At 73.2% G+C, this 26572-nt stretch carries 19 protein-coding genes and 1 riboswitch; of the genes, 5 read left to right on the forward strand and 14 right to left on the reverse strand.

Annotated features, from left to right (window positions below):
* Nucleotides 1-164: 164 nt before the first annotated feature.
* From ACQPW6_RS38045 to ACQPW6_RS38085, 9 genes are all read right to left on the reverse strand, one after another.
* Complete coding sequence (locus ACQPW6_RS38045; protein WP_433894287.1) at nucleotides 165-1283, reverse strand: ADP-ribosylglycohydrolase family protein; 1119 nt, start codon at nucleotides 1281-1283, stop codon at nucleotides 165-167.
* A gap of 253 nt (nucleotides 1284-1536) precedes the next feature.
* Entirely contained in the window at nucleotides 1537-2862 is a 1326-nt protein-coding gene (locus tag ACQPW6_RS38050) for an ABC transporter substrate-binding protein (protein ID WP_433894288.1), read from the reverse strand.
* Nucleotides 2862-3659, reverse strand: a complete 798-nt coding sequence (locus ACQPW6_RS38055) for a carbohydrate ABC transporter permease (RefSeq protein ID WP_433894794.1) — start codon at nucleotides 3657-3659, stop codon at nucleotides 2862-2864. The genes ACQPW6_RS38050 and ACQPW6_RS38055 overlap by 1 nt, the downstream gene beginning before the upstream one ends.
* 107 nt (nucleotides 3660-3766) lie before the next feature.
* On the reverse strand, nucleotides 3767-4720 hold the full coding sequence (locus ACQPW6_RS38060; RefSeq protein ID WP_433894289.1) for a carbohydrate ABC transporter permease: 954 nt from the start codon (nucleotides 4718-4720) through the stop codon (nucleotides 3767-3769).
* Entirely contained in the window at nucleotides 4717-5769 is a 1053-nt protein-coding gene (locus ACQPW6_RS38065) for a LacI family DNA-binding transcriptional regulator (RefSeq protein WP_433894290.1), read from the reverse strand. The genes ACQPW6_RS38060 and ACQPW6_RS38065 overlap by 4 nt, the downstream gene beginning before the upstream one ends.
* Before the next feature lie 207 nt (nucleotides 5770-5976).
* Entirely contained in the window at nucleotides 5977-7791 is a 1815-nt protein-coding gene (locus ACQPW6_RS38070) for an ABC transporter permease/substrate binding protein (protein ID WP_433894291.1), read from the reverse strand.
* Nucleotides 7784-9121 (reverse strand): quaternary amine ABC transporter ATP-binding protein, encoded by a 1338-nt coding sequence (locus tag ACQPW6_RS38075; RefSeq protein WP_433894292.1) that lies wholly within the window; start codon nucleotides 9119-9121, stop codon nucleotides 7784-7786. Before ACQPW6_RS38075 ends, ACQPW6_RS38070 begins: the two co-directional genes overlap by 8 nt.
* Before the next feature lie 450 nt (nucleotides 9122-9571).
* Nucleotides 9572-10126: an SRPBCC family protein gene (locus ACQPW6_RS38080; RefSeq protein ID WP_433894293.1), complete on the reverse strand. Its 555-nt coding sequence runs from the start codon at nucleotides 10124-10126 to the stop codon at nucleotides 9572-9574.
* Nucleotides 10123-10506: an ArsR/SmtB family transcription factor gene (locus ACQPW6_RS38085; protein ID WP_433894294.1), complete on the reverse strand. Its 384-nt coding sequence runs from the start codon at nucleotides 10504-10506 to the stop codon at nucleotides 10123-10125. Before ACQPW6_RS38085 ends, ACQPW6_RS38080 begins: the two co-directional genes overlap by 4 nt.
* A 120-nt stretch (nucleotides 10507-10626) precedes the next feature.
* Nucleotides 10627-10846: riboswitch (cobalamin riboswitch) on the forward strand.
* A gap of 174 nt (nucleotides 10847-11020) precedes the next feature.
* Between ACQPW6_RS38085 and metE the strand changes: the two genes are divergently transcribed.
* Nucleotides 11021-13345, forward strand: a complete 2325-nt coding sequence (gene metE, locus ACQPW6_RS38090) for a 5-methyltetrahydropteroyltriglutamate--homocysteine S-methyltransferase (protein WP_433894295.1) — start codon at nucleotides 11021-11023, stop codon at nucleotides 13343-13345.
* A 204-nt stretch (nucleotides 13346-13549) separates the two neighbouring features.
* On the opposite strand, the gene ACQPW6_RS38095 is transcribed toward metE, so the two are convergent.
* Nucleotides 13550-14182, reverse strand: a complete 633-nt coding sequence (locus ACQPW6_RS38095) for a TetR/AcrR family transcriptional regulator (RefSeq protein ID WP_433894296.1) — start codon at nucleotides 14180-14182, stop codon at nucleotides 13550-13552.
* A 68-nt stretch (nucleotides 14183-14250) separates the two neighbouring features.
* Here ACQPW6_RS38095 and ACQPW6_RS38100 point away from each other — a divergent pair, with 68 nt between their 5' ends.
* The gene (locus tag ACQPW6_RS38100; RefSeq protein ID WP_433894297.1) at nucleotides 14251-15015 is read left to right on the forward strand and encodes an SDR family oxidoreductase; all 765 of its coding nucleotides are present in this window, start codon (nucleotides 14251-14253) and stop codon (nucleotides 15013-15015) included.
* A 199-nt stretch (nucleotides 15016-15214) separates the two neighbouring features.
* Here ACQPW6_RS38100 and ACQPW6_RS38105 read toward each other — a convergent pair whose 3' ends face one another.
* From ACQPW6_RS38105 to ACQPW6_RS38115, 3 genes are all read right to left on the reverse strand, one after another.
* The gene (locus tag ACQPW6_RS38105; RefSeq protein ID WP_433894298.1) at nucleotides 15215-16120 is read right to left on the reverse strand and encodes a TIGR03619 family F420-dependent LLM class oxidoreductase; all 906 of its coding nucleotides are present in this window, start codon (nucleotides 16118-16120) and stop codon (nucleotides 15215-15217) included.
* A 113-nt stretch (nucleotides 16121-16233) separates the two neighbouring features.
* Nucleotides 16234-17037 (reverse strand): helix-turn-helix transcriptional regulator, encoded by an 804-nt coding sequence (locus ACQPW6_RS38110; RefSeq protein ID WP_433894299.1) that lies wholly within the window; start codon nucleotides 17035-17037, stop codon nucleotides 16234-16236.
* 183 nt (nucleotides 17038-17220) lie between these two features.
* The gene (locus ACQPW6_RS38115; RefSeq protein ID WP_433894300.1) at nucleotides 17221-18789 is read right to left on the reverse strand and encodes a hypothetical protein; all 1569 of its coding nucleotides are present in this window, start codon (nucleotides 18787-18789) and stop codon (nucleotides 17221-17223) included.
* Between the two features lie 295 nt (nucleotides 18790-19084).
* On the opposite strand from ACQPW6_RS38115, the gene ACQPW6_RS38120 reads away from it, so the two are divergent.
* The 3 genes from ACQPW6_RS38120 to ACQPW6_RS38130 are packed head-to-tail and all read left to right on the forward strand — an operon-like array spanning nucleotide 19085 to nucleotide 22406.
* The gene (locus tag ACQPW6_RS38120; RefSeq protein WP_433894301.1) at nucleotides 19085-19876 is read left to right on the forward strand and encodes a DeoR/GlpR family DNA-binding transcription regulator; all 792 of its coding nucleotides are present in this window, start codon (nucleotides 19085-19087) and stop codon (nucleotides 19874-19876) included.
* Between the two features lie 14 nt (nucleotides 19877-19890).
* Nucleotides 19891-20907, forward strand: coding sequence for a 2-hydroxyacid dehydrogenase (locus ACQPW6_RS38125; RefSeq protein ID WP_433894302.1), 1017 nt, complete (start codon nucleotides 19891-19893; stop codon nucleotides 20905-20907).
* Nucleotides 20908-20957: 50 nt separating this feature from the next.
* Nucleotides 20958-22406: an FGGY family carbohydrate kinase gene (locus ACQPW6_RS38130; RefSeq protein ID WP_433894303.1), complete on the forward strand. Its 1449-nt coding sequence runs from the start codon at nucleotides 20958-20960 to the stop codon at nucleotides 22404-22406.
* Between the two features lie 33 nt (nucleotides 22407-22439).
* Here the strand turns inward: ACQPW6_RS38130 and ACQPW6_RS38135 are convergent, their stop codons facing one another.
* On the reverse strand, nucleotides 22440-26561 hold the full coding sequence (locus ACQPW6_RS38135) for a glycosyl hydrolase (protein WP_433894304.1): 4122 nt from the start codon (nucleotides 26559-26561) through the stop codon (nucleotides 22440-22442).
* Nucleotides 26562-26572 lie beyond the last annotated feature (11 nt).

Raw genomic sequence — 26572 nt, forward strand, 5'->3', positions numbered from 1 at the left:
GAGGGTCGGCGCCGCCGGCTCGCCCGTAGTGGTGGCGGGTGTGGAGTCGGGTGCGCCTGCCTCGCCGGGCGCCGGGTCGGCCCGGTCGGCCTCCGGACGGTCGACCCCGCTGCCGGGAACGGCCGTCAGCGGTGTGGCTGTCGGCTCCACTCTGGACCGGGTCGTCATGATGCCGCCCGTTCGCCGTGGCCGGGGGAGAGCCGGCCCTCGTCGGGGGCCAGCAGGTCCGCGATGTCGCGGACGTGGTAGCCGGCCATCGAGGGCAGGCAGCTGCCGCGGACCGGGCGGACCGCGGCCGACCAGCGTTCCGGGATGGACGCGTAGCCGCCGAGCGTTCCGGCGAGCGCGCCGGCGACGGCGGCCGTGGTGTCGGCGTCCCGGCCCATGTTCACCGCGCCGAGCACCGAGCCGGCGAAGTCGCCGTCGGCCAGCGCGAAAGCACCGAACGCGAGGCCGACGGCCTCTGGTGCCAGGTCCGTCCACGGGTAGCCGCCGATGACGACGGCGGAGCGCAGCGCGCGCTCCCGGTCGAGCACGCTCAGCGACGCGTCCCGCCTGACCCGGGTCGCGACGGTCACCGCGCGCCGCAGCGACCGTGCCGTCCAGGAGTCCTCCGGGACCACGGACAGCGCGGCCGTGACGACCGCGGCCGGGCTGCCGCCGGTCATCGCCGCGGCCACTCCGGCCGCGACGGCCTGGCCGCCGTAGATCCCCTCGCCCTCGTGGCTGACGGTGCCGTCGATCGCCACCAGCCTGGCCGCCTCGGCGGGCCGGCCGGCCGCGTAGACCCCGCAGGGCGCGGCCCGCATGGCGAGGCCGTCGCTCCAGGCGTGCCGGTGCTGCGCGGTGATCGGCGAGGCCAGGCCGCGGCGCAGGTTCTCCAGGGTGCCGCGCTCGCTGAACCCCGCGCCGCGGAACGCCCCCTCGTCCCGGTCGGCGATCCACAGGTGCCAGGCCGCCTCCACGTCACCGGTGGTGAGCGCGGAGCCGAACCGGGCGAGCAGCAGGCCGGACAGGATCGCGTACTCGGTGTCGTCGGTCCCCGCCGGGTCGTCGCTGACGAAGTCCTCGATCCGGCCCCAGCGCTCTCTGATCTGGGACGGTTTCATGTTCTCCGCGGGCGCCCCGAGCGCGTCCCCGACCGCGAGGCCGGTGAGCGCGCCGCGCGCGTGGTCGCGGCGGCTTCCCGCTGCGGGACGGGGGCGGACCGCGCCGCCCGGTGGCGGGATCAGGGAGGGAACCGAGGGGACCGATGGAGGGGGTGGGGCGGGGGTTGAGCTCATGCCGTGCCGTTCCTGGTGAGTGCTGCTGGGTGGGGCGTTCGGTGCGCCGTGCCGGGCAGGCGTGCGGGCGGCGGACGCGGCGGCCGGCCGGGTGAACGGGTCATGGTGTCGGGCTCCTTCTCCAACTGCTTCGGCTGCTCGGTTCCCTCTCGGGTGCTCGGACCGTCGGAATCTGGAACTCGCGGCGGCCGGGACGGTTACGGGTGCGGGCCGTGCGGGAGGTGGCGGGCACGGCCGTGCCGGGGGCGGCCGGTCAGCTCCGGTACCGCTCGAAGACCCGGTTGCCGTCCCGGACCAGCTTTCCGCGCAGCGAGTCGAGGCTGATCGCGCCGCTGTAGTACTGCTGGAGCGCCGGGGTGGCGATCTTGTCCGACCACTCGGGGTAGCCGCGCATGCCCAGCGCCGGCGAGGCGGTCAGATAGCGGGCGATCGACATGCCGGTACTCCAGCCGAGCTTTTCGGTGGTCAGCGCCGGATCGCGCAGCGCGGCCGTGCCGGTCGGCGGCATCCAGTCGCCCTGGGCGAGCTGCACCAGGTGCGGGGTCTGCGTCATGAAGTCGATGAACTCCACCGCCGCCTCCTGGTGGGCGCAGGACTTGGACACCGACAGGGTCTGCGGGCTGACCCCCTGGGCGCGCCCGCCGTCCGCGCCGCCGGCGCCGACCGGCAGCGGCAGCGTGACCCAGTCGAAGTGGTCGGGGGCCTGCTGCTGGACCTGCTGCCGGTAGGAGAAGTCCAGCGGCAGCATCGCGTACCGGCCGCCGAAGAACCCGGGCAGCACGTCGCCGCCGCCCAGCGACAGGGCGCTGGAGGGCGCCGAGCGGTCGGTGCGCACCTGCCGGCTGACCATCTCGGCGAACGCGGAGTCCGCGCTGTCGAAGCGCACCTCGGTACGGCCGCTGTCCTTGTCCTTGTACAGCACCCGGCCGCCGTTGGTGAGCGCCAGGTTCAGCGTCACGCTCACCGGTGAGCTCATCGGCCAGGCGGTCCCGTACCGCTCGGCCTTGCCGCCGCCGTGGTGGGACAGCTCACGGGTGATGTCCTCGAACTCCGCCCAGGTCCACGGGTGGTCGGAGTCGGGCAGCGGGATGCCCGCGTCCACCAGCAGCTTCCTGTTGGCGATCAGCACCCGCGGCTCCTGCAGGAACGGCACGCCGTACAGCGCCCCGTTGAACGCCGCGGTGTCCCAGGTGCTCTGCGGTATCCGGGCGCGCAGCCCGGCCGGCAGCAGCTTCGTCAGGTCCGCGAGGTAGCCGCCGGAGCCGAAGTCGGTCAGGTCGATGCCCTCGTCATGGATGATGTCGGGCGCCTCACCGCCCTCGAACGAGGTCAGCAACTGGTCGTGGACGTCGTCCCAACTGCCCTGCACGTAGCGGACGTGGGTCTCCGGGTGCTGCTGGTTCCACTGCTTCACCAGCGCCTTGTTGGCCTTGACCGACTCCTCCTGCCAGGCCAGCGACAGGAAGTCCAGGCTGGGCACGCCCGAGCCGCTGGAGGAGCCGCAGGCCGACAGCAGCGACCCGGAGCCGGCCGCCGCGGCGGTGGCGGCCGTACCGGCCAGGAGCGTACGGCGGCGCATCAGCCCTTCACCGACCCGGTCATCATGCCGCCGACCAGCCGCTTCTGCAGCAGCGCGAAGAACAGCAGGCTGGGCAGGGTGGCGAGGACGGACGCTGCGGCCAGCGGGCCGAGGTCCGCGGCGCCCTCGGCGCCGAGGAAGTGGGTCAGGATCACGGACATCGTCTGCTTCTCCGGGGACTTGAGCAGGACCAGAGCGAAGAAGAACTCGTTCCAGGCGGTGACGAAGGAGAACATCAAGGTCGCCACCAGGCCGGGCACCAGCAGCGGCAGCACCACACTGCGCAGCGTGCGCAGCCGGCTGCATCCGTCGATGGCGGCGGCCTCCTCCAGCGACGCCGGCACCGCCTTGACGTAGCCCTGGAGCATCCACAGCGCGAAGGGCAGCGTCCACACCACGTAGACGACCGTCAGGCCGATCCGCGAGTCGATCAGGTGCAGGTTCTTCAGCACCATGAACAGCGGGATGATGATCAGCACCAGCGGGAACATCTGGCTGACCAGGATCCAGCCGGTGCCGGCCCGGCTGACCCTGGACTTGAACCGCACCATCACATAGGCCGCGGGCACCGCCACGCCGACCGAGAGCACCGCCGCGGCGCCGGCCACCATCAGGCTGTTGAGCGCCGAGTGCAGCAGCGGCTGCTGGTCGAACGCGGAGCGGAAGTTGTCCAGCGTCGGGTGCTTGGGCAGCCAGGTCGGATGCAGCGAGCCCAGTTCCTGCGGGGACTTGAACGCGGTGGACACCAGCCACAGCAGCGGGAAGGCCAGGAAGACCAGGTAGCAGAGCAGGGCCACGTACTGCCCGGCCCGGCCCGCCCTGCGGCGCGCCCGCCGTCGGCCGGCCGACGGCGGCGCCTGTGCGGGGGCGGCGGCGGGGGTGGCTTGCGAGGGAACGGCGGCGCTCACTGGTCGGCCTCCTTGAGACGGTTGCGCAGGAACACGGCCAGCAGCACGGAGATCACCGCGACCATCACCAGGCCCATGGCCGCCGCGTAGCCGAACTGCCCGTAGCGGAAGGCCTCGTCGTAGGCGAAGAGCATCGGCAGCTCGGTCTTGCCGCCGGGACCGCCGCTGGTCAGCACGTAGACCAGGCCGAAGGAGTTGAAGTTCCAGATGAAGTTCAGCGCGGTGATGGACAGCACCACCGGCTTGAGGGTCGGCCAGGTGACGGTGCTGAACCGGCGCCACAGCCCGGCCCCGTCGAGGCTGGCGGCCTCGTGCAGCTCCACCGGTACGTTCTGCAGGCCGGCCAGCAGCACCACGGTGGTCTGCGGCATCCCGGCCCACACGCCCACCACGATCACCGCGGGCAGCGCCAGCGACAGGCTGGACAGCCAGTCCGTGCTGCCCGAGGCCAGGTGCAGGTCGTGCAGGGTGTTGTTGAGGATGCCGGAGTCCGGGTTGTAGACCAGCCGCCACATGATGCCGACCACCACCTCGGGCATCGCCCACGGCACCAGCGCCAAAGTGCGGGCCAGCCAGCGCAGCCGCAGGTTCTGGTTCAGCAGCAGCGCCAGGCCGAGCGACATCAGGAACTGCAGCACGGTGACGCATACCGCCCACACCAGCCCGATCCGGAAGGACTGCCAGAACAGCGAGTCGAGCCGCAGCTCCTTGAAGTTGTCGACGCCGGCGAAGGAGGTGCTGTGGGTGACCCCGGACTGCGCGTCGGTGAACGCCAGGCCGATCCCGTAGAGCAGCGGTCCCACGCTCAGCACCAGCACCGGGATCAGTGCGGGGAGCAGCAGGAACCAGGCGTCCTTGTCCAGGCCGAGCACCCGGCGGCGGGCGGCGGTGCTGCGCGGCGGCGGGGTGCCGGCGCCGCGGCGGGGCGCGGTGGCCGCGGTGGCGCTCATGAGGCGCTCGCCGCGCCGACGCGGGGCGTCCGGCCGGTGCCCGCCATGGTCGACTCGCGCACCACCAGCCGGGGCGCGACGGTCTCGCAGCGCACCTCGTGGCTGTCGCCCTCCAACCGGGACACCAGCATCCCCGCGGCCAGCCGGCCGCGCTCCGCCGATCCCAGGTCCACGCTGGTCAGCGCCGGGTGGCCGGCCCTGGCCAGCTCGCTGTCGTCCATCCCGGCGACCGCGAGGTCCTCCGGTATTCGCAGGCCCCGGTCGTGCGCCGCGTGCACGGCGCCCAGCGCGAGCTGGTCGTTGGCGCAGAAGACGCTGTCGATGCCGAGGCCGGAGTCCAGCAGCCGGTGCGCGGCCGCGGCCCCGGCCTCGATGCCGAACTCGGTGGTGACGGTCAGCGCGGGGTCGAAGTCGAGTCCGGCCTGCTGGAGCGCCGTACGGTAGCCGAGCCGGCGGTTGCGGCCGGGGACGGTGTCGGCGGGCCCGTTGATGAACGCGATCCGTCGCCGTCCACTCTCCACCAGGTGCCGCACCGCGAGCACCGTGCCCGACACCGAGTCGGCCCGCACGCTGTCCACCGCCGCCTCGCCGGGCAGCGAGCCGATCACCACCACCGGCCGGGAGACGGCGGCCAGCACCGCCAGATGCTCGTCGGTCACCCGGATCGGGCACAGGATCAGCCCGTCGCTGGTGCGGTCAGCCAGGCTGCGCACCACGTCCAGCTCGTCCTCGGCGACGGCGTCGGTGGAGTGCAGCAGCAGCCGGTAGCCGAGCGGCTTGGTCACCGCCTGTATCTGCCGGACCATCGACACATAGGTGGGGTTGCCGACGTCGGGCATCGCGAAGGTGAGCTGGCGGGTCCGGCCGCCCTTGAGGGACCTGGCCACGCCGTTGGGTACGTAGCCCAGTTCGGCGGCGGCCTGCTCGACCCGCCGGACGGTGTTGGGGCGGGCCCCGTGGCCGTTGAGGACCCGGGACACCGAGGCGATCGAGACACCCGCCCTGGCGGCGATGGTCTCCACGGTCGGCGGTCCGGCCGAGGTCGTCATGATCGGTCCCTTCGCTGGTCCGGCAACTGAACTGTAAACGTTTACAGTTCGGTCCTGGCGAGCCACTCGTGAAAGAGGCGGTTTCCGCAATGTTGCGCGGGTGTTTCGGTGATCGTCAATGAGTTGTGGTCTGAATCACACTCATGAGCGACGCGAGAACCGCGGCGGGCCCGACCGCCGAGACGATCGGGCCCGCCGCGGCAGCGGTCAACTGCCCTTGACCGGCGCCATCTTCTGCTCGACGTCCGGATTCTTCTTCATCCAGTTCCGCACGCCCTTGGCCGGGGTGTCGGGACCGCCGTCCTGGATCGCCGCCTCCAGCGAGCCGAGCTGGGCCTCGGTCAGCCGGAAGTTCCGCATCCAGGTGCTCACCTGCGACAGCTTCGTACCGCTGCCCTTGTTGGCCAGGTCGTGGATGGAGTCACCGGGGCCCCACAGGCCCTTGGGGTCGGCCAGCTTGGTCAGGTCGTACTTGCTGTAGGCCCAGTGCGGCGACCACAGCACCACGGCGACCGGCTTCTTCTGCGCGTAGTCGCGCTTGAGTTCGGCCAGCATGCTCGCGGTGGAGCTGTTGACGACCTTGTACTCCTTGTCCAGGCCGTAGCCGGGCAGCACCTTGGTCTGGAGCAGCTTCGTCTCGCCGGCGCCGGGCTCGATGCCGATGATCCGGCCGCCGAACTCCTGGCTCTTGCCCTTGAGGTCGGCCATCGTCTTGACGCCCTTGACGTAGGACGGCACCGAGACCTCCAGCGAGGTCTCGTCGTACCACTTGCCCAGGTCGGTGTAGTCCTTGCCGTACTGCTTCATGTACGAGGCGTGGGTGGTCGGCAGCCACGCGTCCGTCAGGTAGTCCAGCGAGCCGCTGGCCAGGCCGGTGAAGGCCGCGCCCGGGTCGTACGTGGTGACCTTCGGCTGGTAGCCGCGGTCGGCGAGCACCTGCTGCCACAGGTTCGCCGAGGCGACCGACTCGTCCCAGTTGAAGGCGCCGATCTTCACCGACTGCCCCTTGCCGACGTTCTGCGCGGCGGTGACGGGACCGCCCGAGGAGGAGTCGTCGTCGCCGAAGACCCCGACCCCGCAGGCGGCCAGCGCCAGGACGACCACGCAGGACAGGCCCACCGCGGGACGCGGCCGGTAGCGCAGCACGCTGAAGCCGTGCGCGGGCTCGCGCAGTCTGGCCAGCGCGCGGCGGCCGAGCGGCGAGACCTGGTCGCCCAGCGCGCCGGTGATCCGGTCCAGGTAGATGGCCAGGACGACCACCGCGACGCCGCCCTCGAAGCCGAGGCCGATGTTCACCTGGCTGATCGCGCCGAACACGGTGGAGCCCAGGCCCTCGGCGCCGACCATGCCGCCGATGACGACCATCGAGAGCGCCAGCATGATGACCTGGTTGACGCCCGCCATGATCGTCGGCAGCGCCAGCGGCAGCTGGACCCGCAGCAGCGTCTTGCCGGGCGGGGTGCCGAACGCGTCGGCGGCCTCCACCAGTTCGGGATCGACCTGCCGGATGCCCAGCTCCGTCATCCGCACGCCGACCGGCATCGAGAACACGATGGTGGCGATGACGGCGGGCACGGTGCCCAGGCTGAAGAAGATGATCGCCGGGATCAGGTAGACGAAGGCCGGCAGCGTCTGCATGACGTCGAGCACGGGGCGTACCACTCTGCTCGCCGCACTGCTGCGGGCCGCCCACACCCCCAGTGGCACCGCGAGCAGCAGCGCCACCACGCCGGAGACCACGACGAGCGACAGCGACTCCATCGCCTCGTCCCACTGCGCGATCGAGTCGATCAGCGCGAAGCCGGCGAAGGCCAGCACGCCGGCCGTCAGGCCGCGCATCCAGAACGCGAGCACCGCGAGGATGCCCGCCATGAGCAGCGGCGACGGGCCGCCGAGCACCCATTCCACGCCGTCGTAGGCGTGGTTGATGATCCGGCTGATGAAGTCGAAGAGCCACGAGAAGTGGTCGGTGAGCCAGTTGACGACGTCTTCGGCCCAGTTGCCGAGATGGATCCTAGGCATCGCCGGCCTCCTTCGTCAGTGCGCTGGTATCGCCCTTGGTCAGCAGGCCGGTGTCACCGGAGCCGGCCGCGGTGCCGTGGCCGTCCGGGCCGTCCGGGCTGTCCGGGCCCGCGGGTTCCGCCACCAGGGCGTGGTGCAGGCCGACCACCGTCTCCGGCTGGTCGCCGAGCGCGGCCAGCAGCGTGACCCGCGGGATGACACCGCTGAGCCTGCCGTCGCCGTCCACCACCGCCAGCGGCAGCTTGGTCTGCGAGGCGGGGGTGAGCAGTTCGGCCAGCGGCGCGTCCGCGTGCGTGGTGACGCACTCGGTCTCCATCAGGTCGCGGACCCGCGACTCGCCGCCGCGCAGCGCCTCGGTGACCTTCTCCTCGGTGACGGTGCCGACCAGCTTGCGGCCGGGCGCGACGACGAAGGCGGCGGACGCCTGGTCGGTGCGCAGGGCGCGCATCGCGGCCCGCGGTCCGTCACCGGGATGCACCATGACCCGCGGCTCCTGCATGATCGAGCCGGCGGTGAGCACCCGGGAGCGGTCCACGTCCTGGACGAAGCTGGCCACGTAGTCGTTGGCCGGGTCGACGAGGATGTCCTCGGCGCTGCCGATCTGGACGATCCGGCCGTCGCGCATCACCGCGATCCGGTCGCCCAGCCGCATGGCCTCGTTGAGGTCGTGGGTGATGAAGACGATCGTCTTGTGCAGCCGCTGCTGGAGTTCCAGCAGCTGGTCCTGCATGTCACGGCGGATCAGCGGGTCCAGCGCGGAGAACGACTCGTCCATCAGCAGCACGTCGGCGTCGGTGGCCAGCGCGCGGGCAAGTCCCACCCGCTGCTGCATGCCGCCGGACAGCTCGTCGGGCCAGTGGACGCCCCAGCCGGCCAGGCCGACCAGGTCGAGGGCGTGCGCCGCCTTCTCCTCGCGCTCCTTGCGCGGTACGCCCTGCACTTCGAGGCCGTATCCGGCGTTCTCCAGCACGCTGCGGTGCGGGAAGAGCGCGAAGTGCTGGAACACCATGCTGATCCGTTGGGAGCGCAGGTCGCGCAGGGCCTTCGGCGACAGGGCCGTGAGGTCCTGACCGTCGAACAGCACCCTGCCCGAGGTGGGCTCCGCAAGGCCGTTCAGCATGCGCAGCAGCGTGGACTTGCCCGAACCGGACAGGCCCATGACAACGAAGATCTCGCCCTGCTGCACCTCGAACGAGGCGTCCACCACGGCGGCGGTGGTGCCTTCCTCGCGCAGTTCCGCGCGATCAGTTCCTTCCTGGATGCGGCGGACGGCCGCCTTCGGCCTTCTTCCGAAGACCTTGAACACGTGCTCGGCTACGAGCTTCGACACAGTTGCCTTTCGGGCCGGGGACGGGTCGGAACCGGCCGCCGGGCGTGGTGCCGGGCGGGGCATCGCGCGACGCGTCGAGCGATGCCGTACAAACCCGCTGCAACCGGTTCACTCCCGAACCTAACGGCCCGCCGGGCCCGAGTCACAGCCCCCGCCCCGGTGCGTTCCGCGGCCCGGGTGCCCCGCCGAAACCCCCTTACCCGCCGATCCGGTCGTGGAAAACCAGGCGCCGCCGCGATCGTGCGACATGTCACAACCGGGGTGCCGGCGGTCGCATGAGATGCCCAATTTCAGTGGGCTTTACAACCTTTCCCTGAGTGATCACCAAGGCGCGCAGAGTGACCGGCGGCGCGAGGGCTCGCGGACGCCCTTCGTTTGTAAGGGGGGTACGAGAGCGGCTTAATGTCGCTTCTGTCAGGTTGTATTCGGCAGGTCATCGTAGCTGAAACGTTATTCGCCCGAGGTCGCCCCGTAGCCCGGCGGAACGAGGCCGAGGTCGCGTGCCAGAGACCGGTAGGACGGGATGAGCTGCGTCCACCGGGTGTGCCAGTCGACGGGTTCCCGCCCGGCGAGGTGCGCGGCCAGATCCTCGACGTGTGCCTGCCATCCGGCGCCGTGGTTGACGAACTCCGGCACCGGCAGTCCGCGCTCCTCGATCACCAGCCGGGTCCGGTCCTCGCCCTCGGGGGTGAGTACGGCCTCGATGACCGTCGAGTCCGGCGCGCCCGGTTCCATCGTCAGCAGCAGCCGGCGCGGCGGATCGCAGACCTCCACCCGGCCGGGCCCCTCCCAGCTGCTGGTGAAGCTCGCCCGGAACTCGCCGCCCAGACGCAGGTCGCCCTCCACCCGCGCCACCCAGCGCGCCAGCCGTTCGGGGTCGGTCAGCGCCGACCACAGGTCGTCGGCGCCCGTCTCGTACACGTCCTCCATCCGGACGCCCCCCTTGCCGCCGGTGACCTGCAGGCTGCCGATCAGGCGCGGTCCGGTCCTCGTGTCGTCGGTCATGCGGTGTTCCCCCTGCTCTCTGTGCTGTCTCTGCTGTCTTGTGCGGCGTTGCCCCGCGCACGGCTTGCTTGTCCGCGTTTTCCACGGGCGACCTCGGTGTGCAGCGCGTCCATCCGCTGCTCCCACAGCGCCCGGTAGCGGTCGAGCCACTCGTGGACCTCGGCGAGCGGCTCGGGGCGCAGCCGGTAGACGCGGAACTGCGCCTCCTGGTGCACCTCGACCAACCCCGCCTCGCGCAGCACCCGCAGGTGCCGGGAGACCCCCGGGCGGGCGATCGGCAGCAGCGCCGCCAGCTCGGTGACGGTGGCCGGTCCGGCCCGCAGGGCCTCCAGTACGGTGCGCCGGCTCTCGTCCGACATCGCTTGCAGTACGGCATCCACCCGGTGAGCGTAACCAGTCGGGTACGTACCTGTCCAGGTACATAAGCTGGTGGATTCGTCGCGCGCGCCGGGAGTTCGCCGCCGCCGGGAGCCGGTGCCGGTTCGCGGGCGGCAAGCCCTAAGCTGGCGGGTGCAGCTGGTTCGCCCCCGTCCGCCAGGCGGGAGCGTCGCAAGAGGGAACCCGGTGGGAATCCGGGACTGCCCCGCAGCGGTGAGTGGGAACGACCGCCGTCATACGCACTGGGTCCGGAAACGGGTCTGGGAAGCGACGGCCAGTAGGTGTCCGCCTCAGGCGGACGCGCCCGCGAGTCCGAAGACCTGCCCGCTGCCCGTACACACCCCGTGTGTACGGAGATCCGGTGACCTCGTGGGCGGGTCGGCGTACGGATGGCGGGCAGCACCTCCGGGTGTGGCATCTCTTGTCGAGGTGACCCGTCCGCTCCGCTTCGTGCTCCTCGCCTCCCGCAAGCGGTCTCCGGAACCTCGGGACACACGCTCGCGAAGGAGAGCCCCCATGACAGACCAGCCCACCGCCGGCCGCGCGGCCGCAGCGCCGCGCGCCACCGTGTACGGCTACCCCAGGCAGGGACAGCACCGGGAACTGAAGAAGGCGATCGAGGGGTACTGGAAGGGCAGGGTCAGCGCCGAGGGCTTGCGGGAGGCCGCTGCCGGGTTGCGCCGTTCGAACTGGCGGCAGCTCGCGGAGGCCGGGCTCGGTGAGGTGCCGACCGGCGACTTCTCGTACTACGACCACATGCTCGACACCAGCGTGATGGTCGGCGCGATCCCGGCCCGGCACCGTGAGGCCGTGCAGAACGACCCGCTCGACGGGTACTTCGCGATGGCCCGCGGCACGCAGGATGTGGCGCCGCTGGAGATGACCAAGTGGTTCGACACCAACTACCACTATCTCGTGCCGGAGTTGGGCCCCGACACCGTCTTCGCCGCCGACTCGGCCAAGCAGGTCGCCGAGCTGGGAGAGGCCCTCGCGCTCGGCCTGGACGCCCGGCCGGTCCTCGTCGGCCCGGTCACCTACCTGCTGCTGGCCAAGCCGGCGCCGGGAGTCGACCCCGGGTTCGAGCCGCTGACGCTGCTGGACCGGCTGCTGCCGGTCTACGCCGAGGTGCTCGCCGACCTGCGGGCGGCCGGCGCCGGATGGGTGCAGCTGGACGAACCCGCGCTGGTACAGGACCGCACCCCGGCCGAGCTGAACGCCGCCGCCCGCGCCTACCGCGAACTCGGCGCCCTGGCCGACCGGCCCAGGCTGCTGGCGGCGTCCTACTTCGACCGGCTCGGCGAGGCACTGCCGGTGCTGGCCAAGGCACCCATCGACGGCCTCGGGCTGGACTTCACCGGTCCCGGCGCCGCCAACCTCGCCGACCTCGCCGCCGTCGGCGGCCTGCCCGGCAAGCGGCTCATCGCCGGGGTGGTGGACGGCCGCAACATCTGGATCAACGACTTCGAGAAGTCGCTGTCCACCCTCGGCACCCTGCTGGGCCTGGCCGACCGGGTGGACGTGGCCGCGTCCTGCTCGCTGCTGCACGTCCCGCTCGACGCGACAGCCGAGCCCGACATCGACCCGCGGATCGCCCGCTGGCTGGCCTTCGCCCGGCAGAAGACCGCCGAGATCACGGTTCTCGCCCGCGGCCTGGCCCGCGGAACCGCGTCGATCGCGGCCGAACTGGCCGCCAACCGCGCCGACCTCGCCTCCCGCGCGAACTCACCCATCACCCGGGACCCGGCGGTGCGGGAGAGGGCCGCGGCAGTCACCGACGCCGACGGCGCCCGCTCCCAGCCCTACCCGCAGCGCACCGCCGCCCAGCGCGAACGCCTCGACCTGCCGCCGCTGCCGACCACCACCATCGGCTCGTTCCCGCAGACCGACGACCTGCGCGCGGCCCGCGCCGCGCTGCGCGCCGGGCGGATCGACGCCGCCGGCTACGAGCAGCGCATGGAAGCCGCCGTCGCCGAGATCATCGCCTTCCAGGAAGAGGCGGGCCTGGACGTCCTGGTGCACGGCGAACCCGAACGCAACGACATGGTCCAGTACTTCGCCGAGCAGCTCACCGGCTACCTCGCCACCCGGCAGGGCTGGGTCCAGTCCTACGGCACCCGCTACGTCCGCCCGCCGATCCTGGCCGGCGACATCTCCCGCCCGGCACCCATGACGGTCCGCTGGACCAGCTACGCCCAGTCGCTGACCTCACGCCCCGTCAAGGGCATGCTCACCGGCCCCGTCACCATGCTCGCCTGGTCCTTCGTCCGCGACGACCAGCCGCCGGCCGACACCGCACGGCAGGTCGCCCTCGCCCTGCGCGACGAGGTCACCGACCTGGAGGCGGCGGGCACCGCCGTCATCCAGGTCGACGAACCCGCGCTGCGCGAGACGCTGCCGCTGCGCGCCGCCGACCGGCCCGCCTACCTCCACTGGGCCACCCAGGCGTTCCGCCTGACCACCGCCGCCGTCCGCCCGGACACCCAGATCCACACCCACATGTGCTACGCCGAGTTCGGCGACATCGTCCAGGCCATCGACGACCTCGACGCCGACGTCATCAGCCTGGAGGCCGCCCGCTCGCACATGCAGGTCGCCGGCGAACTCGCCGACCACGGCTACCCCCGCGAGGCCGGACCCGGCGTCTACGACATCCACTCACCGCGCGTCCCCGACACCACCGAGGTCACCGCCCTGCTCCGCAAGGGCCTGGCCGCGATCCCCGCCGACCGGCTCTGGGTCAACCCCGACTGCGGCCTGAAGACCCGAGGCTGGCCCGAGACCAAGGAATCCCTCGACCACCTGGTCGCCGCCGCACGGCAGTTGCGCGCCGAACTGGCCTGACCGGCCCCGCCGGGGGAGGGGCGCGGCCTCTCCTCCGGCGCCCGGGCGGGGGCCCTGCGGCCGTCCGTTCCGGACCGCGATCACCCCGGCGGCCACCGGGCCCCGAAGGGGCGCGGGGAACTGCGCGACCAGCCACCGCCTGGCTGCGGTGAGGCACCGGCCGAGAGGGCTGCTGCTGTCGAATCCCGGCCCGGAGGGCCCGCCTCACGCCTCCGCGCCGCCGAGGACGTCTTCGCCGAAGGCGGCGACGAGCGCCCTCGCGATCAGTTCCGACAGCTCGGATTGCCCGCCGTCCTCCGTCCACCGCACCAGCGCCGTGTGCATGGCGGCCAGGCAGGCGCTGGCCGCCGCCTGGGCCTGGAAGGCCGCCTCGGGATCGCCGGCGCCGTCCCCGAGCGCGCCCACGATCGCCTGCTGGAGCGCGTAGTTGTTGTCCAGGTGCTTGGCCCGCAGGGCCGGCGTGGAGATCATCAGCCGCAGCCTGGCCAGCAGGAACCGGCCCTCCGCCGTCAGCCCGCCGCCCTCGGCGTCCCCGGTCAGCGCGGCGGCAGAGTCGACCAGCGCCCTGCCGATCCGGCCCACCAGCGGCTGCCCCGCCGGCCCCGCGAGGATCTGCTCGGCGACCAGCCTGCCGTGCTGGTCGATCAGGACGAGGTCCTCCTTCGTCGGGAAGTGCCGGTAGACGGTCATGGGCGACACGCCCGCCGCCGCCGCGATGTCGGTGACGGTCGTGGCGTCGTATCCGCGCTCGCTGAACAGCCGTACCGCGTGCGCCTGGATCACACGCTGCGTCTCGGACCGCCGCTGAGCTCGCAACGTTGAGTGCTGGTCGGGCATGTGATAGACCCTACCGGAGTGGTAGTGACTACCAGATAGGTAGTCGCTCACAGACAGGGGTGGCGGGCATGGGCGATCTGACGGGCAGGACGGCTCTGGTGACCGGGGCGGCGCGCGGCATCGGGCAGGCGACGGCGATCCGGCTGGCGGCGGACGGGGCGCTGGTCGTCGTGCACTACGGCACGGACAAGGACGGCGCGGCGGCGACGGTCGACCGGATCGAACGGGACGGCGGGACCGCGTTCGCCGTCCAGGCCCAGTTGGGCGTGGACGGCGACGTCGAGACGCTCTTCGCGGGAGTCGAGTCCGGCCTCGGCGGCCGCCGGCTGGACATCCTGGTGAACAACGCGGCGGCGCGGCCCGCGGGCCCGATGGGCGTCACGACGCGCACCGAGTTCGACCATCTCTTCGCGGTGAACGTGCGGGCGCCGTACTTCGTCATCGAGCGCGCGCTGCCGCTGCTCCGCGACGGCGGCCGGATCATCACCGTCTCGTCCGTGGCGACCCGGATGGCGAACACCGCGCAGACGTCCTTCGCCATGACGAAGGGCGCGGTCGAGACGATGACCATGACGCTGGCCAACGAACTGGGCGTCCAGGGGATCACGGTGAACGCGGTCGCGCCCGGCGCCACCAGGACGGCCACCAACGGAGCGGTGTTCGAGGCACCGGGCCTTGCCGGGTTCATCACCGGATCGACCGCCCTCGACCGGCTGGGCGGCGCGGACGACGTCGCCGATGTGATCGCGTTCCTCGCCTCCGACGCGGCCCGCTGGATCACCGGCCAGGTCATCGACGCGAGCGGCGGCCTGTTCCTCGGCCCGCGGGTCTGATCGCCGGTCGCCGTCGGCCGCCGGCCGGGGCGGCGACCGTCCGGCGCCTCACGGCACGAACGTCACCTCGGGGAAGGCCGCGCTCGGGCCGTCGAGCAGGTGCCCGCCGTGCCGCGGCCGCCGCAGGTGCCGGTCGAAGAAGGCCCGCGGGTACGCCGGCTGTGCTGCGTCCGCCCCGCAGGCGCATGTTGCTGGGGCGTCAGCTGAGCTGCGGCATCACCTCGGCCGCGATCCACTCCATGGCCGCGTCCATGTGCCCGGCCGCGATGGGCAGCCACAAGGTGGCGGCGGAGAGCCCCGCCTCGGCGAGCTGACCGAGGTCGTCGGCGACGCTCGCCGCGGTGGGCGCCGTGCCGCCGAGCGGACGTCCCGGAAGCTCCGTCTCCGCGGGGATGCCGGGCGGGGTGAGGAACTGGGCCGAGGCCAGGGTCAGTCGGCCGCCTTCTGCGGTCGCACTCGATTCCCCCGCTTCCGCGGCGAGTTCACCCAGCCGCCGGCGCACGTCGGTCACCTCGGCGGCGTCCGCGCCCATGCCGTACCAGCCGTCGCCGAGCCGCAGCGCCCGGCGCAGGGCCGGGTCGCTGCTGCCGCCGACCCAGACCGGCGGCCCGCCGGGGGTGACCGGCGGCACCCCCAGGTTCGCTCCGCGCAGCGTCGTGAACCGGCCCTCGAAATCGGCGGGCCGCCGCGCCCAGAGCGCCCTGGCGGCACCGAGGTGGTCGTCGGTGCGCGCTCCGCGCTCGCGCACGGGCACCCCGGCGGCGGCGAACTCATCCGGGTTCCAGCCGGTGCCGACGCCGAGGATCAGCCGCCCTCCTGACAGCACGTCCAAGGTGGCGGCCTGGTTGGCGAGCAGCAGCGCCGGATAGTGCGGCGCCACGAGCACCGACGTCAGCAGCCGCACGCGGGTCGTCGCGCCCGCGACGGCCGACAGCAGCACCAGCGGGTCGGTGTCGAGGCCGAAGCCGCTGTCCAGCAGGCGGTTGCCGACCGCCACATGGTCGAATCCGAGATCTTCCGCATGGCGGGCGGCACGCAGTGCGGCGGCGCCGTCGTCGAGCGGCCAGCGCGACTGGAGGGACACGCCGAGGGGCAGCAGGGGCATGGGAGCGCCTTTCGGTGATGGCGGGTGCGGGCAGGGACCCACCCCGCCGGGCATCCTGTCACCGGCCCAACACCGTTACGGGCACGGTTCATCCGCCGCTCGGCGCCACCGGTTCACCCGGCCAGGACGATGCTGGTGGCCTCGCCCGGCAGCCGGTCGAGCGGCGGGCCGGCCGGACCGCCGTGACCTGCGCGGGGGTCGGAGTCGGCGGGATCGGGCCGCTCCGGTTCGCGGTGCTCGACGAACTCGGTCGGCGCGAGGTCCGTCATCGCCTTGAACTCCCGGCACAGATGGGCCTGGTCGAAGAAACCGCAGTCGGCCGCCACGGCGCCCGGCGGCCGTCCCGCGGCCAACTGCCTGCGAGCCCGCTGGAGTCGCAGCACCCGGGCCGGGGCCTTCGGAGTCTGCCCGATCTGCTGCCCGAACCGCCGCTCCAACTGCCGTACGCTCCAGCCGACTTCCTCCACCAGTCGGCGCATCGGAATCCTTCCGCCCGACCGGCTGAGCAGTTCCCAGGCCCGCACCACCTGCGGAGCCGGCCGCGGACCGGCCGCCGCCCTGGCCGCCAGCGCCGTGTCGAGCAGCGCGAACCGGCGCTCCCAACCGGGAGTGCCGGCCGGCTCGTCGGTCAGGGCGCGGATCCAACTGCTGGGAAGCGAGAGCGGATCCACCGATTCGGTGGCCAGTTCGCTCTGGTCGGTGCCGGACAGCGCGAACGCCATCCACGGGGTCAGGCTGACCTCCACCCCGTGCAGCCGGCCGTCGTGCGACGCGAGCGTGGCGCAGGTCCGCAGCCCCGACATGGCCGACACCCGGCTGACCGGGTGGTGCCGACGGTCGGAGCGGACGATCGTGATCGGCTGGTCGTCGAACGCGAGCAGCAGCGTCGCGGCGGCGATCGGTGCCTCAAGCCGCACCCGCGGCCGGTCGAGCGCGAGCCGGAAGCCGTGGTGGACGAGGACCCCGGATCATAACGAGGCGTGCGGGAGCGCCTTCGCGGACTCGCAGCCACCGCCGGGACCGGCACGCAGACGTACGTCGGCCGCTTTCCCACCGACATTCATACCGACGTGCACGCGGGTCGCGGCGGCGGCGGTTCCCTACCTGCCGTGAAACCTGCCGTGGATGTCCGGGTCCGCGCCGAGCCTGGCGAAAAGCAGCACGTCCATCCCCGGGGTGAGCCGCCAGTCGGACACCTGCCGGTAGCCGTCCTGCCGCAGCTCCTGGAAGGTCGCGTCGCGGTGCCACTTCCACCGGCTCCACACCACCCAGACCCGGTCGTGGCCGGCCAGCCGGGCCGTCAGGTCCCGCACCGGGTACTGCACGCCGTACAGGCTCGCGGATTCCGCGACCGGCCCGGTGAGCATCACGTCGGCGGTGTGCGTGAAGTCGGAGGGGTACGCGAGCGCGGCATACCTGCGGTCGGCGCCCAGGAACAGCACGGCGTCGCCGGGGCGCGAGCTGTCGCCCACCACCCGGGCGATGCGCTCCAGCGGGTCGCCGTGGCCGTCGACGGTCCGGATCAGGTTCTGCTCCGGCCAGCCGATCCGGCAGACCAGCGCGACCGCCAGCAAACCGACGGCCAGGCTCGAAGCCCCGGCCGGCAGCGGCCCGAGACGGCGCAGCGCGCGATCCACGTACCGCAGCAGCCCGTCGAGCCCGAGACCGACCAGCCAGGCCAGCCCGGCGAACGTGTAGAACACGTACCGCATCACATAGCTCGGGGTGCCCACGAGCGAGTAGCCGACCAGCAGCGCGGTCGGCAGCACCAGCAGGGGCACCGCGAGCGACACGAGCCGCCGCCCGTCGCCGAGAACGGCGCGGCAGCAGCCGAAGGCGGCGACGGCCAGCACCGGGACCACCAGCCGGTGGCCGCCGCACATCGCACCGCTGAGTTCGTGCCAGGTCTGCCGGCCCGGCCCGGGTATCCAGCCGAGCACACCGCGCTGGCCCCGGCCGCGCAGCCCGGCCGGCACCGCACCGGCCAGAAACCCCGCCGCGCCCGCCAGCCCTGCCCGCACCAGCGCACGGCCGCCGATCGCGCCCTGCCACCGCCACAGCAGCGCCGTCACCGCGAACGCGGCCAGGACGAGCGAGGACAGGACGTTCAGCGCGCCGGCCAGCGCCACCGCGACCGCCGTCCAGACCCACATCTCCCGCACCAGGAAGTAGGCCGCGGCCAGCACGCACAGCATCACCAGCGAGGTGGAGCGCCCCTCCTGCATCTGGCGACTCGTCTGCGGCAGCACCGCCCAGAACAGGCCGGCCAGCAGCCCCGCCCTCGGACCGGCCAGCCGGCTGCCGACAGCGGCAAGCAGCGCCGCGTTCCCGGCTCCGGCCAGCACGGACGGGGCCCGCAGGGTGACCGTGTTCGCGCCGAAGAGCGCGAAGTCCAGGTGGATCAGGAAGTAGTACAGGAAGTGCACGGCGTCCACCTGCGAGGTCAGGTGCCAGATCTGCGGGACGCCGCGCCGGGCGGTGGAGTAGGTGGCCGCCTCGTCGCGCCACATGCCGGGGCCGGTGAGCCGCCAGAGCCCGAAGCCGAACGCCACGAGCGCGGGCAGTACCGGCACCAGCCGGCCCGGCGCCGCCCGGACGTCCTGGACCGCTGCCCCGGCCCCGGCGGACCGGCCCGTGCCGGGGCGGTACGAAAGCTGATTGTTGGTCACACCCTCTCTTGCGCGATTACTCCAACGCGTTCACGCGGGGACTCCCGCCCCCTCCGGTGACCGCAAGACTCTTTTCACACCCTGATCACAGCGCCGGACAGCCGTCTCTCGGCGATGTCACGACTGTCCCAAATCTCGGCTCCCACCTGGGAATAGGCCACCGGGAAGGCTATCCGACGGGTTGACCTGACCGCCGCACGTAGTGAACACTGCCGAACATTGCATCAGCACTGGATGTTAGATCCACAGTGTGAATTGTTATCACCGGCCCGACGGATCGGAACAGGACCGAGGAATGTCACAGGACAAGGACCGCCGGGGACCGTCCGATCGCCGCCGCGAGCTCTCGGACCACGTGCTGGCCGAGGGCTCGGTCTCCGCGTCCGATCTGGCCGAGCGGTTCGGGGTCAGCCTGATGACCATCTACCGGGACATCGACGAGCTGGAGCGCGAGGGCATCCTGCGCAGGTTCCGCGGCGGTGTGACCGTCCAGCCGTCCGGCGTGTTCGAGAGCAATGTCGCCTTCCGCAAGAAGACGATGCTGGCCGAGAAGGAGGCCGTCGCCGCGAAGGCGGCGACGCTGATCGAGCCCGGCATGTCGGTCATGATCGACGACTCCACCACCGCGCTCGAACTGGCCAGGCTGCTGCCGGGCATCGACCCGCTGACCGTCGTCACCAACTTCCTCGAAGCCCTCAACCTGCTCGCCGACGAGCGTGGGCTGCACCTCATGGCGCTCGGCGGCGACTACGACCGGCTGCACGACTCCTTCCTCGGCGTCCCCTGCGTGGAGGCGGTCGAGGCGCTGCGGGTGGACCTGTGCTTCGTCTCCACCTCGTCGGTGTTCGGCAGATACGCCTTCCACCAGGAGCAGCGGATCGTCGCCGTCAAAAGGGCGATGCTGAAGGCGGCCGACCGCAGCGTGCTGATGATCGACCACTCCAAGCTGGGCCGCACCGCGCTGCACCGGCTGGCCCCGCTGAGCACCTTCGACCTCGTCCTGGTCGACGACCGCACCCCGCCGGAGGCCCTGCGCTCCCTCGAGGAGAGCGGTGTCCCCTACGAGATCGCTCCGACCCGAGCATGAAGGAGTCCTCGCCCATGAGAATCCTCGCAGCGGGCGACCATTTCGTCGCCCCCGACCTGCTCAGCCGGGAGCTGGCCGCCGAGATCGGCGCCGGCCACTCCGTCGACGAGCTCCGGCTGCCGTGGCCGCTCACCCCCTTCGGCCCGGTCGCCGAGGTCGACGAGGCGTCCGGGGACGAGGAGACCATGCTCGGCGCGCTGCACGGGGTGCGGGTGTGCGTCACGCAGATGGCCCCGGTGACCCGGCGGATCCTCGACGGCGCGCCCGACCTGCGGCTGGTGGTGATCGGCAGGGGCGGCCCCGTCAACGTCAACCTCGAAGCGGCGAAGGAGCACGGCGTCCAGGTCTGCAACACCCCCGGGCGCAACGCGGCCGCCACCGCCGAGTACACGATCGGGCTGATGCTCGCGGCGATGCGCCGCATCCCCGAGACGTCCACCGCGCTGGCCGCCGGACGCTGGGCCGGCGAGTTCTACACCTACGACAACTGCGGTCCCGGCCTTGACGGTACGGCGGTCGGGCTGATCGGCTGCGGCGCGGTCGGCAGCCGGGTGGCCCGCGCGCTGACCGCGCTCGGCGCCCGGGTGCGGCTCTACGACCCGCACGCCGACCAGCGGGGCTTGCGCGAGTACGGCGAACCGGTCGCCGACCTGGACGACCTGCTGCGCGGCTCCGCCATCGTCTCGCTGCACGCCCGGCTGACCCCGGAGACCCGGGGGCTGCTCGGCGCCCGCGAACTCGCGCTGCTGCCCGACGGGGCGGTGGTCGTCAACTGCGCGCGGGGCGCGCTGCTCGACGAGGAGGCGCTGTGCGACGCCCTGGAGTCGGGCCGGCTCGCCGCCGCCGGGCTCGACGTCTTCGCGGTCGAGCCGCCGCCGCCCGGCTCGCGGCTGCGCACCGCGCCCCGGCTGGTCATGACGCCGCATCTGGCCGGCGCCAACACCTCCGTCGCGCACAACGCGGCGCGGATCGCGGCGGCGGAGGTGGGCCGGTTCCTGCGCGGTGAGCCGCTCGCCCACCGCGTGGTCTGACGCGGCCGGCCATCATCGGGACGTCTGGGAGCCGAGGGAAGGAACGTACGGTGTTCGTCGGACTGGACATGGGAACCTCCGTCGCCAAGGCGGCGGCCTTCGCCGAGGACGGTACGACCCTGCGGGTCGAGTCGACGCCCGTCTCGCTCGGCGGGCAGGGCGAGCGCGTCGAGCAGGACGTCGAGGAGGTGGTGCGGGCCGCCGCCGGCGTCATCGCCGCGGTCACCGAGGGCCGGACCCCCGCGCTCGTCGCCGTCACCGGCCAGGGCGACGGGCTGTGGCTGGTGGACGCGGAAGGGCGGGCCGTGCGGCCCGCCATGTCGTGGATGGACGGCAGGGCCGGCGGACTGGTGGCCGGCTGGATGGCGGACGGCACGGCGACGCGGCTCTACCGGCGCACCGGCAACGTGCTCTTCCCCGGTTCGGCCGGACCGCTGCTCGCATGGCTCGACCGCAACGAACCGGCGTCCCTGGACGCGGCAGCGACGGCCGCCTGCTGCAAGGACGTCATCCACCTGCGGCTGACCGGCGAGCGCGGCACCGACCTGTCCGACGCGTCGGTGCCCTTCCTCGACCCGCGCACCCGCGACTACGCCCCCGACGCGCTCACCGCACTCGGCCTGGAACACCGCGCGGGCCTGCTGCCGCCCATCGCGGCGACCCTGCCGTACGGGGAGGCGCACGGCCGCACCGACGGCCTGTCCCGCGGCACGCCCGTCACCTGCGGCCCCTACGACCTGCCGGCCTGCGCGATCGGAGCGGGGGTGACCGAGCCGGGGGACGGGCTGCTCACCGTCGGCACGACGCTGGCGTGCCAGGTGGTCGTGGATACGGTCGGCCTCGACGCGGAACCGGTCGGCTTCCACCTCGGCACGGCCAGGCCGGACCGCCACATGCGGGCGCTGCCCGCGATGACCGGCACGGTCGCGCTCGACTGGGTGCTCGGCCTCACCGGCACCACGCACGGCCAGCTCTCCGACCTGCTGGACGCGTCCCCGCGCGGCGCCCGGGGCGTGGCGGCGCTGCCGTACCTGTCGCCCTCGGGCGAACGCGCCCCGTTCGTCGATCCCGCCGCCCGCGCCGAGTTCACCGGCCTCGACCTGCGCGCCGACCGCGCCGACCTGGTCCGCGCGATGTGCGAGTCCATCGCCTTCGCCGCCCGCCACTGCCTGGAGGCCGCCGGCCTGACCGGCCGGCTCGCCGTCTGCGGCGGCGGCACCCGCACCCCCGCCTGGCTCCGCCTGTTCGCCGACGTCCTGGGCCGCCCCCTGCGCGTGGCCCGCGGCCCTGAGCCGGGCGCCCGAGGAGCAGTCATGGCGGGCGTGGCCGCCCACGGCGACACCCTGGGCCACCACCTGGACCCGGTGCGGTGGACGATCCCGGAGGCGGTGATCGACCCGTCCCCGGCGGCCGTCGCCTTCTACGACGAGGCATACGCCGACTACCTGTTCCGCGTGACAACGGCCCGCGAACGCTGGCGGGGCCCGACGGGGTCGTGACGGTGGCCCGGTGGGCCGGACGGTCCACCGGGATCAGCCGGCGCCCTGGGCGCCGGTGGATGCCGACGCGCTCTGTGCGGGACGGCCGTTCGTACGCCGTGCCGAGGTCGTCAGGAGGCGGACCGGGCCCATGAGGCCCGTGACGCGTTGGCCCGGGAAGACGAAATGGGTCGGGCTTGCCGCGTCCAAGTAGGGGGCCAGCGTGCCGAAGACCGTGATCTCGATCGTGTGCGGGCCCGGCGTCGTCAGGCCGGTCAGATCGAACACGTACGGGGAGCACACCCTCGTTCCGGCGGGGGCGCCGTCGACCGACACCTCCGCCGTGCCCCGCACCCGGCCGAGGTCCAGCCTGACCTGGCCCGCCGCAGCGGCCTCCGGTACGTGCACGAGGCGGCGGTAGCGGACGCCACCGCTGTATTCGGCGAGGCCCGCCGACTCCCAGTCGCCGGTTCTGATGAGCCCGGCGCCCACCGCGCAGCGGACCGGGCCGGCCAGGGCCGCGCCGCCCCGGTGGCCCGGGTCGGGCTCCAGTCGCAGGGCGGCCCGGCGGACGCCCGAGGGGGCTCCGTCACCGGTCAGATCGACGGTCAGGGTGTGCGGCCCGGGGGAGTCCGGTGTCGCGCCGTGCGGCACGCCGTCCACGAACGCCGTCGCTCTGCCGTGCACCTCCGCCGTCAACCGGGTTGCCCCCGGCGGCAGTTCGCACCACAGCCACTCCACCGACCGCCGGGCGTCCGGCACGGCGAAGCCGACCGGCAGCACCGTCCCGTCGTCCGCCTCCGGGTCCAGCCAGGCGGCGCCCGGCAGCGGGTGCGGTCTGCGCCGCAGGTACAGGGCCGCCGGGTCGCCCACCGGGCGGCGGCGGACGGCCACCGGCACCCGTTCGCCGTCCCGCTCCGCCCACCAGGCGGCATCGCTGTGCAGGGTCGCGACCGGAGCGGGGCCGTCGCCGTGGACGACCGCGTCCACCAGGACGGCCGGATCGTCGCCGCCCGCGCTCTCCACCGAGATCTCGTTGTCGCCGGCCCGCAGCGCCGCCGCGACGTCGTGCCGCCGCACGCGCGGCACCGCGTGCTCGGTGTACGGATCGAAACCGCCCTGCCTGCCCACCACTTCACCGTTGACCCGCAGCACGCACCGGCCACGGGCGACGACCTGGACCACGGCCCGCGCGGGCGGCGCGGCCAGCGCCAGCGTCGTACCGACCCGCGCGGCGCCCGTACCCGCAGGACCGGGACCCGGAGCGGCGGAGATCCACTCCGGACGCCGGTAGCGCTCCGCGTCCCGCACGAGCGCCACATGGGCCCGCAGATCGACGTCCTCATCGGGCGTCAGGTCGAGCTCCAGCAGCACGCGCCCGGCCGCCAACCGCACCTGCCCGAAGGCGAGATGACCGCCGTCCGCCAGCTCGACCGGCCGCCCCGCGAGCCGTACGGACTTGGCGGCAGCGGCGCCGATCGCGAGCTGCCCGTCGAAGTCCGCCGCCAGCAGCAGTTCGACGGCGACCCGCCTGGTCTCGCCGGCCGCCGTCGGGCCGACGTGGAGGAACTCCTCCGGCACATGGCCCTTGGGGCCCAGCACCTCGCGGTGCACGGGATCCTTGCGGACGCCGCGGGAGTCGGACCACTCCAGCGTCCTGACGGTCGCCCCGTCCGCCCCGCGCAGGACTGCATGCGGCCCGAACGTGGCGTGCACGACGGCCCCCGCCGGGGCCCCCGACACCGCCCACCCGTCGCGAACGCCGTCCTCACCGGGCCCCTCCACCCGGTGGCGGAACGCCCGCAGTTCGGTCCGCACCGCTCCGCCCGTCCCCGCAGCGGGACGGTCGAAGTCCCCCCACGCGTTGTCGGCCGTCGGCACCAGCGACATCTCCCAGTCCGCGTCGGCCGGGATCATCACGGCCCCGTCCGCCTCGGCGGGCGCGAACGCCTCCACCGGCTGGCCGGCGGACCCCGGGAAGACCAGGATCGCGGCCGGCCCGGCGTCGAAAGGCACCTCGACCTCGCAGCACCCCGGCTCCTCGGGAACCGCCCGCACCGCCAGCGCCCGGGGCACACCGCCGAACGGGTCGACCAGCACCGCCGGTCCCGCCACCTCCCGCACCCGGACCCGCGCGCTCCGCGCGTAACGTCCCGGGTCGAAGTCGTAGCGCACGTCGAGCCAGCCGAGTGCCGCCCCGCGCTCGTCGGGTGCGGCGACCTCCGCCCGGGTCGCGCGCGGAGCGGCGGCCGTCAGGAACACCACCGTGGCGTCCGCCATCCGGCGGGCCAGCGCCGGGACCGTCGCCTCGACGGCCGGCCGCGAACCGGCCAGTGCACCGGGCAGCTCGTCCACCGTCGGCGCGAACACGGCCCGGCCGTCCGCGAAGCACCTGCGCAGCGCGGCCAGCGCGGCGTCGCCGCCAGCGCCGACGACGTCATCGGGGACGGCGCCGACCGCGACCAGCCGCCCGCCGGCCGACGCGAACTCCACCAGCCGCCACGCGGTGGCCGCTTCGAGGACCGTGCAGGCCGGCAGCAGGACGGTGGCGTAGCTCTCCTCGGCCACGCACAGCCGGGCCGTCCCGTCAGGGCCGGCCGCGCGCACCGACGCCCGCGCGAGGGAGGCGTCGTCGATCACGTCGGTGTCGCGGCCGAGCCGGTCCAGTGCCCCCGGCCTGGTGTGGAACCAGGTCATGTCGCCGATGACGTCGAGGTAGACGGCCTGCGCGCGGGCCGCGTCGGCCGAGACTCCGTCCAGCGCCGTACCGGCCTGCGCGGTCGTGGTGGGCAGCAGCACCGCCAGGTCGCACAGATGGTGCCCGAGGCTCAGGATCGCGCAGAGCCGGGTGACGGCGTCGGCGAAGACCCGGTGGTGCCGCCAGTAGGGCTGCCGCCAGTCGGTGCCGGGCGGCGCCCACTCCCACCAGCCGCCCTTGGTCGTGTAGTACACCGCGTGCGGGTTGTAGAGGGTCGCCCCGGCCCGCAGCCACGGCAGCAGCCAGTCGTACGTCTCCTCCAGCGTGCCGCCCCAGCCGGTGGAGTGGAACGCCTCGATCCAGGTGCGCCGGCCGCCGTAGAGGTGCGCGAGCGAGGAGTGGATGCGGGCGTCGCCGTGGTGATCGGAACCGGGCGCGGAGAACCAGCGGTGGGTCCTGGCGTAGTCGGCGTACAACTCGACGCCGCCGACCGGGTGTCCGGCCCGCGCGGGATCCTGCTGGTCGCAGCCGACGAGCAGCCCGTGCCGCTGGTGCCAGCCGGCCAGCGGCCGGAAGAACGCCTCCTCGGCCAGCTCGGCCCGGGTCAGCTGGTAGTCGTGCCGCACCCGCCCGGCACCGGGGGACCGGCGGTCGGCGCTCTCCGTGCCGTCCTCGTAGAGCGCGTCGAGATACGGCACCAGGTCGTAGCCGCGCAGCCGCAGGAAGTCCTGGGCGAACGCGGCCGACCAGGTGGGCAGCGACGGCAGTTCGTCCTGGAACGAGCCGACGACCACCGTTCCGAGCCGGTCGCCGAGATGCCGCTCGAAGGCGCCGTGCACCCGGTCCAGAAGCGCCGCGCACGCCTCCGCGCCGAGGTAGTCGAAGCCGCGCGCCACATGGTGGTGGAGCGTGAGCCGCCAGCGCCCGGGACCGGGCGGCCGTACCGCGCGCCCGGCCGCGATGAGCGGCACGGCGGCGCCGGTCACCCGCCCCTCCTTGTCCAGCGGCTCCGCGTGGCCGCCGACCGGCTCCCCGTCGGCCGGGCAGCGCAGCTCACCGCCGCCGTCCACCACCGCGCGCACCCGCTCCAGCCGGCGTCCCGCGAACTGCGGCCGCTCGTCGACCAGTCGCGCCTGGAGGTCGGCCCCGGAGAAGCCCAACTGGTCGTAGAACCACAGGAAGACGCCGAGTTCGGCCGCGTCCTCGCAGACGCCGTCGAGCAGCGCCCACCACGCCTCGCTCATGAACGGCGGATCGTCGGCGTCGGACCCGAACAGCGGTCCCGAGGGCGCCAGGTTGAGGATGACGAGGTTGAACACCCCGCCCTCGGCAAACCGGTAGAGCTGCGCGCGCAACCGCGCCCGGTCCAGCCGCTCACCGCTCCACCACCAGATCGCGGTGGGTGAGAAGGCCCTCGGCGGCTGGTCGAGTATCGCGGCGATGTCCGCCGGGAGGAGGCCGCCCGCGCGGCCGTTCACAACATCGCCCT

This window comes from Streptomyces sp. CA-111067 (genome assembly GCF_050956065.1).
In the GTDB taxonomy this organism is placed as follows: domain Bacteria; phylum Actinomycetota; class Actinomycetes; order Streptomycetales; family Streptomycetaceae; genus Actinacidiphila.